Here is an 11,546-nt window from a genome sequence, read left to right on the forward strand (position 1 = left end):
CTATTTGCGCGTCGCCAGCATGCGGCCCGCCAAAGCACTCTGGCGGGCGAGCAAGAATTCCTGCAAGCGCTGGGGGTAGTCGGGTCGCACGGCAGCGATGACCGAGGGCCGTGCGGCCAGCTGCCGGCGCCAGCGCTGCAGCTTGGGCAGGCCGGTCCAGAAGCCGAAGTCGGCACTGTCGTCGAATACATCGAAGTAGCGAAACACCGGGCCGAACACCGCATCGACAAGGCTGAAACTGGCTCCTGCGAAGTACGGACCCTCTCCGAGCTGCGCCTCAAGCTGCTCGAAACGCCGCTTGATCTCGGCTCCACGGGCGGCTAGCGCAGCCTCGTCCGCCGCGTTGTAGAAGCCCGCAATCGTGTTCAGCAAGGCCGAGCCAAACTCCATCCAGGCTCGGTGTTGGGCGCGCAGCAAGGCATTGCTGGGGTGCAGACGGGGCAGGGCGGTCTCCTCCAGGTACTCGCAAATCACCGCCGATTCGAAGATGGCCGCGTCGCCGTCCATCAGCAGCGGCGTCTTGCCTAAAGGCGAGAGCTTCAAAAACCAATCGGGCTTGTGGGCGAGGTCTATGTCGCGCCGTTCGAAGGCGAGGCCCTTCTCGGCCAAGACGATGGCCACGCGTTGCACATAGGGGCAGAGCAGGTGCGAGACCAGCAGCAAGGGGCCGCTCATTTTGCTACATCCATTGCGTCACCGAAGAAGAAGGCCGGCAACAGCGCCGGGCTGCGCTTGAGTGCGGCGGCGCCGTCACCCAGCAAGTACAGCGCAAGCGACGCGGCCATCAGAAAGACCGGGTACTCCCAGCCGCCGCCGGCGCTGGTGTGAACCCAGCCATTGGGCAGGTGCACCCAGGCCGCCACCGCCATCACCGGCAGCAGCGCCAGTGCAACCTGGCGGGCGTAGACGCCGAGCAAGAGCGCGATGCCGCCCAGCAACTCGAAGGCAAAGACCGGGTAGGCCAGCCAGCCGGCAAAGCCGATGCTGGCGAAGTATTGCGCGGTGCCGGGCAGCGTGAAAACCAGCAGCTTGAGCAGCGCATGCGAGATCCACATGGCGGCCAGGCTGAGGCGCAGGACGGTGATGCCGAGTTGTTGAGAGGCGGCAGATGTGTACATGAAGAAACTCCTGGTGGGTTGACAGGGCTTCACTGTAGGATTGCGTTAACGAAATTGGAATATGCGGATCGACAGGTAATGATTGCAAAAGCGCAATACAAAATGACGCCGGCCGACTTGGCCGTGGTGCTCGCCTTGGTGCGCGGCAGCAGCCTGGCCGGCGCGGGCGAGCGCGTCGGGGCCGATGCCTCGACGGTGTTCCGCTCGCTGCAGCGCATCGAGCGCGGCTTGGGGAGGGCCTTGTTTGAGCGCTCGCGTGCCGGCTATATCGCGACCGAGCTTGCAACGCAGCTGGCCGAACATGCCGAACAACTGGAGGCGACGCTGGAGGCCGCACGCTCGGCCGTCGAAACGGCGCCGGCGCAGGTGTCCGGCATGGTGCGCATCAGCAGCACCGATACCATCTTGCACGGCCTGGTGGCGCCAGCCTTGCGCAGCTTGCAGCAGGTCCATCCCTTGCTGGGCTTTGACTTGCACACCGGCAACGAGTTGGTCAGCCTGACCCGGCGCGATGCCGACATTGCGGTACGCGCCACCAAGCGCCCGCCTCAGCATCTGGTGGGCAAGCAGATCGGGCCGATCCGGGTCGCGCTGTATGCGGCCAAAGCCAAACAGGCTGGCAAGCCAAGCATCAAACTGGCCGATGTGGAAGCCGGCCGGGTCGACTGGATCGCGCCCGACGAGGCGCTGCCCGAGCATCCATCGGTGGTCTGGCGTAGACGAAATTTCCCCAAGGCCCAGCCGCGCTACCGGGTCAGCAGCATCTTGTCGGTGCTGGAATTGGTGGCGCTGGGCATGGGTGTCGGCATCGCGCCGCTGTTCCTGGCCGAGGGGCGCAGCGATGTGCTCCGTTTGACCGAGCCGCTGGACGATTGCGAGACCGAGCTATGGCTGCTGACTCATCCCGAGTCCCGCCATTTGCGCCGCGTGTCCGTCGTCTATGGCCATCTGGCGCAGACCCTGCAGATGCCTTGAGCCAGACCGTTTGTTCAAGCCTTGGGATTCAACTCCGCCAGCAGTTGATAGGAGCGCAATCTGGCCTGTGCGTCGTGCACCGCGCAGGCAACGATGAATTCGTCCACGCCGGTACGCGCCTGCGTCGCCCGCAGGCCGGCGGCCACCGTGGCGGGCGAGCCGACCAGGGACTCGGCCAACATGCGCGCCACACCGGCCTGCTCTGCTGCCGTCCACAAGCCCGCCATGCTGTCCACCGGGCGCGGCAGCAGGCCGCGCTTGCCGCGTTGCATGCCCAAAAAACGCTGTTGCAGCGAGGTGAATAAATAGGCGGCTTCGGCATCGCTGGCGGCGGTGATGATGTTGATGCCCATCATGGCGTAGGGCTTGGGATGCTGGACGCTGGGCCGGTACTGGGCGCGGTAGATGTCCAGGGCCTGCATCAGCAGTTCGGGCGCGAAGTGCGAGGCGAAGGCAAAGGGCAGGCCCAGATAGGCGGCGAGCTGCGCGCTGTAAAGGCTGGAGCCGAGCAACCAGATCGGCACCTCGGTGCCTTGGCCCGGAACCGCCCGCACGACCTGACCCTCGCGCTCAGGCGCCAGATAACTCTGCAGCTCGACGACGTCTTCGGGGAAGCGATCTTCGCCCGCGCGGTCCAGGTGGCGGCGCAGTGCGCGCATCGTCGGCCCATCGGTGCCGGGCGCGCGGCCCAGGCCCAGATCGATGCGGCCGGGGAAGAAGGTCGCCAGGGTGCCGAACTGCTCGGCGATCACCAGGGGCGCATGGTTGGGCAGCATGATGCCGCCTGAGCCGACCCTTATGCTCTGCGTCGCCGCCGCCAATTGGCCGATCACGACCGCCGTGGCCGAGCTGGCGATGCCGTCCATATTGTGGTGCTCGGCCACCCAGAAGCGTTTGTAGCCCAAGTGCTCGGCGTGGCGGGCCAGGGCGATGCTGTTGGCCAGAGCCGCAGCAGCGTTGCTGCCTTCGACGATGGGGGCGAGGTCAAGAATGGACAGCGGAGTCATGCCTGCATCTTACGCAGACTTGCCCGCAATGCCCCTGTTGCGGATATCAGTGAGCGCCATGCCATAGTGTCAAGGGCGCCAAGCATGCGGGCCAAGTTCAGGGGAGTCAAGGAATGAAGATTGCCGTATTCAGCGCCAAGCGCTATGACCGAGAGTTTTTAAGCGCGGCCAATGCGAAGGCGCAGGCCGGCCATCAGCTGCACTTTATCGATGCGCCGCTGGATATGGATACCGTGGCGGTGGCGGCGGGCCACGAGGCTGTCTGCATCTTCGTCAACGACAAGGCCGACGCCGAGGTGCTCAAGGCTTTGGCGCAAGGCGGCACCAGGCTGGTGGCGCTGCGTTGCACCGGCTTCAACAATGTTGATTTGAAATCGGCCGCCGCCTTGGGGCTCAAGGTCGTGCGGGTGGTGACGTACTCGCCTTATTCGGTGGCCGAGCATGCGGTGGCGCTCTTGCTGGCGATCAACCGCAAGGTGCATCGCGCCTACGCCCGCACCCGGGATTCGAACTTCGCGCTCGACGGCTTGATGGGTTTTGATTTGCACGGCAAGACCGTCGCCGTGGTCGGCACCGGCAAGATAGGCCTGGTGTTCGCGCGCATCATGCTGGGCTTTGGCTGCGAGGTGATCGGCTATGACAAGTTCCCCTCGCAGGCTTTTTTGGATCTTGGCGCCCGCTATGTCGGGGCCGGCGAGATCGGCGCCCGTGCCGACATCATTTCGCTGCACTGCCCCTTGACTCCAGAAACGCAGCACATCATCAATGAGGAGACATTGGCGCGCATGAAGCGTGGCGCTTTGTTGATCAACACCAGCCGGGGCGGCTTGGTCGATACCGAGGCCGCGATTGAGGCGCTCAAGAGCGGCCAGCTGGGCGGCCTGGGGCTGGACGTTTACGAGCAAGAGGCCGATCTGTTTTTCCGCGATCTGTCCAGCACCATCATTTCCGATGACGTGTTCCAGCGCTTACTCTCATTCCCTAACGTGATCGTCACCGGGCATCAGGCCTTCTTTACCGAGGAGGCCATCAGCACGATTTGCGAAACCACAATCCAAAGCGTGAGCCAGTTCGCCACGGGTCAGGCCTTGAGCGATGAGATCAAGATTTAGAACTTGTCCGTAAATAACCGGGGTCGGCTGACGGTCGATTTGAACCCATAGCTGCGTTGCAGATCCTCGCGATACCTACGGGTATCGCTGTGGTCTGCGCCTTGCTCTGCGCTCAAATCGCCTCGCCATCCTCTGACCCGGCTATTTACGGACAAGTTCTTAGCGCCAAGCTAGATCTGCACATGCGCCACCGAGCCGCCGTCCACATACCAGTTGGCGCCGGCTACAAAGCTGGCGGCCGGGCTGGAAACAAAGGCCACAACGCGAGCAATCTCTTGCGGGCTGGCCAGCCGGCCCAGGGGGTTGCGAGCCAGCACTTTTTGGTAGGCCGCAGGATCTCCCAGTCGCACCTTGTCCCACAGCCCGCCCGGCGCCAAGGTGTCACCGGGTGACACCGTGTTGACGCGAATCGAAGGCAGCAGCCGCAGGGCCAGCGACTTCATATAGTGCGCCATTGCCGCCTTGGCGGCGCCATAGGCGGCGGAATTGGGTGCGGCCAGCGAACCGGCTTTGGAGCCGATATAGGTGATGGCAGCGTTCGGCGAATCCTGCAGGTAGGTAATCGCCGCTTCGGTCACCGCGACGGTGGCGTTGATATCGGTCGCGATCGCGTCAGCCCAGTTGGCGGATAGCGCACTCACATTGGGGATGAAGATGTCAAACGAGGCGAGTTCTGAAAACCATTGCTCGACCCTGGCCGTGTCGGCCACATCAAGTGCCACGCCTTGCACGCGGCCGGGCAAGGCCGCGCAGTCGGCCATTGCGGCATCGACACCGGCCTGAGCGCGCGCGCAGAAGGAGACTCGACAGCCCTCTTCGGCGAGTGTGCGAACGATGGCTGCACCGATGCCGGATGAGCCGCCGGTGACGACGGCATGCAGGCCAGCGAGTTTGAGGTCCATGGGGTCTTTCTTTATCCAGTCGGGTTTGAGTGCTGCCGATCCGGTCAGCCCCAAACCAGCGCGCGCAGCATAGCCGGCAATCCTTCACTGCGGGGACCCCAAGCGTGCGGCGCATTCGGCGTAGACTGATCCACACGCGCTTGACCGTCCGCCCGACGGCGGTGTTAGCAGCGGTTTTTAGCCCAGCCCCCAGCCCCGATGTCCAAACTCCTTGCCCTGTGTCTGAAGATAAGCCTGGCCTTGATGGCCTGCGGGGCTTGGGCATTCGCTGGGGCGGCAGAGCGCGGCGGGGCCGAAATTCGGATCGGCAGTTCGGCGGCCTTGAGCGGCCCAGCGGCGATCTTGGGTCGGCGCTTTCATGCGGGTGCGGGGGCTGCCTTTGCGCATGTCAATGCGCACGGCGGCTTGCATGGCCAAAAATTGAACCTTGAGTTGCTTGACGATGCCTATGAGCAGGGCCGGGCCGAGGCCAATACCCAAACCTTGATCGATGACGCGCGCGTGCTGGCTTTGTTCGGCTATATCGGCACGCCGACCAGCTGGGCGGCGCTGCCCGCCGTCAAGCGCAGCCAGATCGCTTTTGTCGGCGCCTACACCGGGGCCGAGATGCTGCGCGAGCCGGCCAACCCCTATGTGTTCAATGTCAGAGCCAGCTATGTTGACGAGGCGAACAAATTGGCCGCTGCGATGCAGGCGGCCGGCGTCAAAAGCATCAATGTGCTCTACCAAGCCGATGTGTTTGGGCGCAGCGGCCTGGAGGCGATCAGGGCCGCGACAAGCCCGCTAGGCATTCAAGTCAAGGCCGTCGCCAGCATCAAGCGCAACAGCGCCGAAGTCGCTGCCGAGGTAAGGCAACTGGTCAAGGACAGCCGCAGCGACGCGATCTTCATGGTCAGCAGCTATGCGACCTGCGCCGCCTTCATCGGTGCGGCGCGCCAGGCGGGCTACGCCGGGCATTTCTATACCCTGTCTTTTGCCGGCCGTGAGCCCTTGTGGGGTGCTTTGGGCAAGCAACTGGGTGGCGTGACGATTGCGCAAGTCGTGCCCGATGCGCAGGACGCATCCATTGCCTTGGTGGCGGCTTATCAAAAGGCGATGCGTGAGGCCGGTGACAAGCACTTTGACTCGATCAGCCTGGAGGGCTATATCGCTGCCACGGTGCTGATGGAGGGGCTGCGCCGCAGCAAATTGCCGCTGACACGGGCCTCGCTGCTGGCTGGCATGGCCTCGCTGGGCCGGCTCGACCTGGATGGCTTTGTGCTCAATGATGGGCCGGGCAAGTGCTGTGGCTCGCAGTTTGTCGAGCTCAAGGTCAAGCCCTGAGTGCGCTCCCCATCAAGCGGCGCGCCTCAGCGTCAGGTTGAGGCGTTGGCGGCCCAGGAGCGGGTGCTCGCTATCGTCCAGCGGCAGCACGCCGTGAAAGCGCAGCCGTGACGGGCCACCCCAGACCAGCACATCGCCGTGGCGCAAGGTCAGCCGGGCCGGCTTGTCGGCCCTGGTCAGGCCGCCGAACAAAAATGTGGCGGGCAGGCCCAGCGAGATCGACACAATCGGTTGGCTGAAATCACGCTCGTCGCGGTCCTGGTGCAGGCTCAGGCGATTGCCGGGCAAATAGCGGTTGATCAAGCAGGCGTCGGCGTCAAAAGATGCATAGCCGGCGCGCGCGGCGGCTTCCCGGGCCAGCCCGGCGATCAGCGGGGGCAGGGCAGGCCAAGGCCGGCCGGACAGCGGGTCCAAGGCCTGATAGCGATAGCCACGCGCATCCGAGACCCAGCCCAGCGGGCCGCAATTGCTCATCGCCACTTGCATCACCTGGCCGCCGGGCGTGTGCAGATGGCGCAGCGGCGCCTCGGTCAGCACCGCCTCGACGGTCTCCCGCAAAGCCGCCGCTGCATCCAGGGCAAAGCCGGGCAGCAGCCAGGCGCCGTCGGCGATGGACAGGTCGGTCTCGAGGGGAAAGAGTTCGGCGTTCATTGCTGCAGGCGGGTGGCTGCCAAGTAGACTGCGTTCAATTCAGGATTTAGCTCGGCTTCCATTGTTCCTCAAGCACATCATCCCCAAGGCAGCGCAAGGCGGTTCTTTGCCGGCGGCCAACGGCCAGCTGGGCCAATGCCTGCTCTTGGCCGTGTTGCTGCATCTCTGGCTGGTGCTGATGTTGGGCAATGCGACCGGCACCGCAAAGCCCGGTGACGGCGTCTGGGGCCGGCTCAATGTCACCTTGGCCGGCAACAAGGGCGAAACCGGCAAGGCGGCGGCACAGCCCTTGCCCCCTCTGCCCGAAGTTAGCCCCGGGCCGCCCGGCCAGGCCAAGCAGCAGCGTTATGGGGGCAGGGTGCGCCCGCAGGATGACCCGGCCCGGCGCGCCCCCAGGCCGACGACACCGGGTGCGGCCGAAGTCGGTCCTTGGCGCGCCGAGCGTGTGGAGGCGCCCAGCAGCGCCGAAGCGGCCCAGGCGGGCGAAGTGGCCAAAACTGCTGAAGTCGCAGAGCTGGCCCAAGCTCTGCCCAGCCCTGCGCCGCTGCAGATGGCCGCGCCTGCCGCCCAGCAGGCGTTGACGCGCCTCAAGTCCAAGCCTGTGACCGGATTGGACTCCCCGCCGGTCGCCCCTCAGCTCTTGGATCAGCTGCCGCTGCCGCAGGCGCGGGTGAGGGTGATGGAAGCGGCGCCGGTGGTTCCGCTTGCGCGCGCCAAGGCCGAGGCGATTGAACGAGTTGGCCCATTGCCCAGCGCGCCGCGCCCGGCCAGCCGGCTCACGCCAGCCTTGATCGCTGCAACGCCACAGCCCGCCTTGCCGCAGTTCAAACCGGACAGCTTGCCGGCACTAGCGGCACCAGCGGCACCGTCTGAGCCTCCTGCCGCCTCAGCCGCGCCGATTGTTGAGTCAGCCCCGGCTCCCCCGGCTCCTCTAGCTCCCCCAGCCGAGCCCGTCAACAAGCAGATGGCGGCGCCGCCGGCCTTGTTGAGCCGCCAGGAACGCAAGGAGGTGCAAGCCTTGTCGGCCAATTCACCGGCTCAAAATGCGACCCAAACACAGGCAGTCGCGCCATTGGCCGCCATGGCTGCCTCGGCGGTGAGCGTCAGCAATGCGCCGGCCGCCACGCCGAGTTTGGTGTCGGCCGTGCCGAGTCCGGGCACCCCGGAGGCTGGGCCGCGACTGGGTCAAGATGTGGCCACGCCCGCCTCGGCGGCCGCCAAACCGCCGCCCTTGAATCTCAATCTGCCGCGCCCGCGTGGTGGTGAGTTGTCGAGCCGGGGCTCGAGTGGGGTCTTGCAACTGTTGCCCACGCCGCCCGAGCAAAAGTCCAAATTGACGCAGGATATGGAGAAGGCCGCCCGGGAAGACTGTCGCAAAGCTTATGGCGAACAGCTTGGGCTCTTGGCCGTGGTGCCGCTGGCGCTGGATGCGGCCAAGGGCAATAAGGGCTGCCGCTGGTAAAAATACCGACTCTGTGCGGGTGGGCTTTAATTGTGGCGGCGTAGGGGCTTCTACGCTGCAAGGGCGGCAAGTCGCGCGGGCACAATGTGGGCATGACGGCGCACGACGGCTTTGACCCCAATTCGATACTTCAGGATTTCACCGAAATGCTGCGCGAGCGCGACAAGCCGGTGGACCTGTCGATCTCGCAAGAGACCTTGAAAGCCAATAGCGCGCCCAAGGCGGGAGCGGCTGCGCACAAGGCTTCTGCCAGCCAGGCCGCGCGCCCCAGCCCGCGTGCCGGCGGGCGGCCGGGCGCGGGGCGCTGGGATATGCATGACGTCACCGATGTTGAAGATTTGCGCGAGCGTCGGTCTGCCCTTAGCGCCCCGCTTGAGCCGGAGCTGCTTGAAGAAGTCGTGCCCGAAACTGCGCCCGGACTTGTGCCGCCAAGCGAAGCCGATGAGCTGCTTGAGCTGGAGCGCGAGGCCGCCGCTGCCGCTCTGCAGGCCACCTTGGCCGCCGAGCGACTCGCCGAGCGGCGCCAGGCCCTCGCGGCAGCGCAAGAAGCTGCGGCGCGAGAAGCTATAGCAAAACAAGCCGCTGCTGAGGCTGCAAGAGAAGCGGCGAGAGAAGCAGTGGAAAGAGCGGCCGCCGAGCGCGCCGCACAAGAGCAGGCTGCACAAGAGCAGGCTGCAATGGAGCGGGCTGCAATAGAGCAAGCCGAAAAAGAGCGAGCAGATAAAGAGCGAGCAGAAATAGAGCGCCTGGCAGCCGAGCAGGCAGAGCAGGCCCGTTTGGCGGCCGAGCAGGCTGAACAAGAGCGAGCCGCTGCCGCTCGCTTGCTGGCTGAACGCTTGGCGGCCGAGCGCTTGGCGGCCGAGCGCGCGGCGGCGGAGCTTCAGGCGGCAAAGCTTGCTGCACAGCAGCGGGCCGCCGAGCAAGAAAAAATGGCCCAGCAGCAACTGCTGGCAGAGCAGGCCCGGGTCGCGGCGGCGGAACGCGAGGCTCGCGAGCAGGCCGCCCGAGCTGCCGCTGAAGCTGCTGCAGAAGCTGCCGCAGAAGCTGCCGCAGAACTAGCCGCCCAAGTCGCAGCCCAGTTGGCCGCTAAGGAGGCGGCTAAAGAGGCCGCTAAACAGGCCGCTAAGGAAGCCAAGATCAAGCAGGCCGCTGAAGCTGCTGCCCGGGCTGCGGCCGTGCGGCAAGCGACCCAGGAACGGGCTAAACAGCTTGCTCAGCAGGCGGCTCAAGCCAAGGCGCTGAAAAAGCAGGCGGAGCTGGAAGCCAAAGCGGCGCGCCAGGCCCAGCTGGCTGCCGAGAAGCAACAGTTGGCGGAACAAAAAGCCGCGGCCCGCGCGGCGGAAGCCGCCGAGAAAGCCGAGAAGCTCAAAAGAGCGCAAGCCAGCAAGCTGACACTTGAGCAAAAGAAAGAAGCGGCGGCCGCTGAGGCCGCCCGAGTAGCGGCGCAGTTGGCTGAGGAAAAAGCCGCCGAGCAAGCCGCAAAGAAGGCCGCCGAGCAAGCCGCTATAGAGGCCGCAGAGCAAGGCAAGCGCGAGCAGGTCCAGCGGCAGTTGGCGCAAGAGTTGGCTGAAAAACAGGCCAAGCAGCAAGCCAAACAAGAGGCCGAGCGCCTGCGGGCAGAACAGGCTGCTCGCCAAAAGGCCGAGGCCGAAGCTGCTGCCGAGGCGCATGCACAAGCACAGGCCCAGGCCGCAGCACAAGCCAGGCTGGCAGAGCAGGCTGCGCGGCAGGCGGCGGAAAAACTGGAGCGCGAGCGCTTGGCGGCGCAGCGGCTCGAGGCGGAAAAGTTGCTGGCTGAGCAGCAGGCGCTGCGTGAGCAGGCCGAGGCTGAGGCACGGGCTCAGTCCCTGGCTTTAGCCCAAGCGCAGGCCCTAGCCCAAGCAAAGCTTGATCAGCAAAAGGCGCGCGAGGCCAGTGAGGCAAGGGCAGCCAAGCAGGCGCAGCAGGCCTTGGCGCTGCAAAAGCAGGCCGAGCAGCAGCGGGAAGCGCAGCGACTGCTTGATGAACAAGCGCGTGCCGAACAAGCACGTGCCGAACAAGCGCGTGCCGAACAAGCACGTGCCGAACAAGCGCGTGCGCAACAGTTGCTGGCCGAGCAAGAAGCGATGCGCGAGCGGGCCGAGGCCGCGGCGCGCGCACAAGCCTTGGCAGAGGCACAGGCACAGGAAGAGGCGCAGGCCAAGGCAAAGGCAAAAGCCGACGCTGAGGCGGAGGCTGAAGCTGAGGCCATGCGGCTTGCTCAGGTCAAGCTGGCTGAACAAGCGGCCCGTGAGTTGGCTCTGGAGCGCCAAGCCGAGCAGCAGCGCGAGGCAGCTTTGCAGCAAGCCAGGGCCGAGCAACAAGCGCAACACGATCTCGCCGAAGCCGCCGCGCAGGCCCAAGCCCAAGCCCAAGCCCAAGCCCAAGCCCAAGCGCGCGCTGCCGCCCAGGCCCAGGCCCAGGCCATGGCTAAAGCCGAAGCCGCAGCCGCAGCCGCTGCTGAGGTGGCCGCTCAAGCCCAGGCCCTGGCCCAGGCCCAAGCGGAGGCCGAGGCCCAAGCCAAGGCGCGCGCCGAAGCCAAAGCCAAGCTTGAGGCGCAGGCCAAGCTCGATGCGGCGCCTTTTTTGCGGGTGGATTTGCCGCGCAGCGCTGCACGCGCCGAATTGGATTTGTCCAGCATCAATCTGCCCAAGATGGCTGCGCCGGCAAGCAGCCCGGCCGACGCCAATTTGGACTTGGGCGGCTTGTTGGCGCAGGTCGCCGGCACGGCCCGTCAAGCGCCGCAGGAAGCGCCGGCCTGGCAGCCGGGCGCGGCCTTGCGCGAGGCGCTGGATGAGCAGCGCCGGCCGCGCGGTCACGAGGATCTGGATCTGGGGGCCTTGACGGTCGACCCCGCCAAGCTCAAGCCCCGCAAAGGCTAAAGATTAGGTCTGAGCTTGAGCTGGCTGCTCGGGCCGCCAGAGGCCGCGTCGCGCTTGGCCCCACAATGCCAGGCCCAAGACTCAAAGCATGGCCGG

At 65.6% G+C, this 11,546-nt stretch carries 10 protein-coding genes; 5 read left to right on the forward strand and 5 right to left on the reverse strand.

Translation table 11 applies throughout. The features are described from left to right. Together PRZ03_RS13760 and PRZ03_RS13765 are read right to left on the reverse strand one after the other, a co-directional pair. Complete coding sequence (locus tag PRZ03_RS13760; protein ID WP_273600837.1) at positions 1-675, reverse strand: glutathione S-transferase family protein; 675 nt, start codon at positions 673-675, stop codon at positions 1-3. Further along, entirely contained in the window at positions 672-1,118 is a 447-nt protein-coding gene (locus tag PRZ03_RS13765; RefSeq protein WP_273600838.1) for a DoxX family protein, read from the reverse strand. The genes PRZ03_RS13760 and PRZ03_RS13765 overlap by 4 nt, the downstream gene beginning before the upstream one ends. 78 nt (positions 1,119-1,196) lie before the next feature. On the opposite strand from PRZ03_RS13765, the gene PRZ03_RS13770 reads away from it, so the two are divergent. After that, positions 1,197-2,093: a LysR family transcriptional regulator gene (locus PRZ03_RS13770; protein WP_273600839.1), complete on the forward strand. Its 897-nt coding sequence runs from the start codon at positions 1,197-1,199 to the stop codon at positions 2,091-2,093. A gap of 14 nt (positions 2,094-2,107) precedes the next feature. Here the strand turns inward: PRZ03_RS13770 and PRZ03_RS13775 are convergent, their stop codons facing one another. Continuing rightward, complete coding sequence (locus PRZ03_RS13775) at positions 2,108-3,100, reverse strand: LLM class flavin-dependent oxidoreductase (protein WP_273600840.1); 993 nt, start codon at positions 3,098-3,100, stop codon at positions 2,108-2,110. 113 nt (positions 3,101-3,213) lie between these two features. Here PRZ03_RS13775 and PRZ03_RS13780 point away from each other — a divergent pair, with 113 nt between their 5' ends. Then, complete coding sequence (locus PRZ03_RS13780; RefSeq protein ID WP_273600841.1) at positions 3,214-4,212, forward strand: 2-hydroxyacid dehydrogenase; 999 nt, start codon at positions 3,214-3,216, stop codon at positions 4,210-4,212. Positions 4,213-4,382: 170 nt separating this feature from the next. Here PRZ03_RS13780 and PRZ03_RS13785 read toward each other — a convergent pair whose 3' ends face one another. Continuing rightward, positions 4,383-5,114 (reverse strand): SDR family NAD(P)-dependent oxidoreductase, encoded by a 732-nt coding sequence (locus tag PRZ03_RS13785; protein WP_273600842.1) that lies wholly within the window; start codon positions 5,112-5,114, stop codon positions 4,383-4,385. A gap of 198 nt (positions 5,115-5,312) precedes the next feature. Between PRZ03_RS13785 and PRZ03_RS13790 the strand changes: the two genes are divergently transcribed. Then, positions 5,313-6,437 carry an ABC transporter substrate-binding protein gene (locus PRZ03_RS13790; RefSeq protein WP_273600843.1) on the forward strand — a complete coding sequence of 375 codons (1,125 nt, stop codon included), beginning with the start codon at positions 5,313-5,315 and terminating at the stop codon, positions 6,435-6,437. Between the two features lie 12 nt (positions 6,438-6,449). Here the strand turns inward: PRZ03_RS13790 and alkB are convergent, their stop codons facing one another. Beyond that, entirely contained in the window at positions 6,450-7,088 is a 639-nt protein-coding gene (alkB, locus tag PRZ03_RS13795) for a DNA oxidative demethylase AlkB (protein WP_273600844.1), read from the reverse strand. Between the two features lie 61 nt (positions 7,089-7,149). Here alkB and PRZ03_RS13800 point away from each other — a divergent pair, with 61 nt between their 5' ends. Both PRZ03_RS13800 and PRZ03_RS13805 read left to right on the forward strand, forming a co-directional pair. Beyond that, positions 7,150-8,550 carry a hypothetical protein gene (locus tag PRZ03_RS13800; protein WP_273600845.1) on the forward strand — a complete coding sequence of 467 codons (1,401 nt, stop codon included), beginning with the start codon at positions 7,150-7,152 and terminating at the stop codon, positions 8,548-8,550. 92 nt (positions 8,551-8,642) lie between these two features. Continuing rightward, positions 8,643-11,450, forward strand: coding sequence for a coiled-coil domain-containing protein (locus PRZ03_RS13805; protein WP_273600846.1), 2,808 nt, complete (start codon positions 8,643-8,645; stop codon positions 11,448-11,450). The last annotated feature ends 96 nt before the right edge of the window (positions 11,451-11,546 follow it).

The sequence above is a fragment of the Roseateles albus genome (genome assembly GCF_028595345.1).
Taxonomy (GTDB): domain Bacteria; phylum Pseudomonadota; class Gammaproteobacteria; order Burkholderiales; family Burkholderiaceae_C; genus Paucibacter_A; species Paucibacter_A albus.

Coding starts and splice junctions, on each gene's coding strand:
- alkB (WP_273600844.1), bottom strand. CDS start 7,088: ATGAACGCCGAACTCTTTCCCCTCGAGACCGACCTGTCCATCGCCGAC.
- PRZ03_RS13780 (WP_273600841.1), top strand. CDS start 3,214: ATGAAGATTGCCGTATTCAGCGCCAAGCGCTATGACCGAGAGTTTTTA.
- PRZ03_RS13785 (WP_273600842.1), bottom strand. CDS start 5,114: ATGGACCTCAAACTCGCTGGCCTGCATGCCGTCGTCACCGGCGGCTCA.
- PRZ03_RS13790 (WP_273600843.1), top strand. CDS start 5,313: ATGTCCAAACTCCTTGCCCTGTGTCTGAAGATAAGCCTGGCCTTGATG.
- PRZ03_RS13765 (WP_273600838.1), bottom strand. CDS start 1,118: ATGTACACATCTGCCGCCTCTCAACAACTCGGCATCACCGTCCTGCGC.
- PRZ03_RS13770 (WP_273600839.1), top strand. CDS start 1,197: ATGATTGCAAAAGCGCAATACAAAATGACGCCGGCCGACTTGGCCGTG.
- PRZ03_RS13760 (WP_273600837.1), bottom strand. CDS start 675: ATGAGCGGCCCCTTGCTGCTGGTCTCGCACCTGCTCTGCCCCTATGTG.
- PRZ03_RS13805 (WP_273600846.1), top strand. CDS start 8,643: ATGACGGCGCACGACGGCTTTGACCCCAATTCGATACTTCAGGATTTC.
- PRZ03_RS13775 (WP_273600840.1), bottom strand. CDS start 3,100: ATGACTCCGCTGTCCATTCTTGACCTCGCCCCCATCGTCGAAGGCAGC.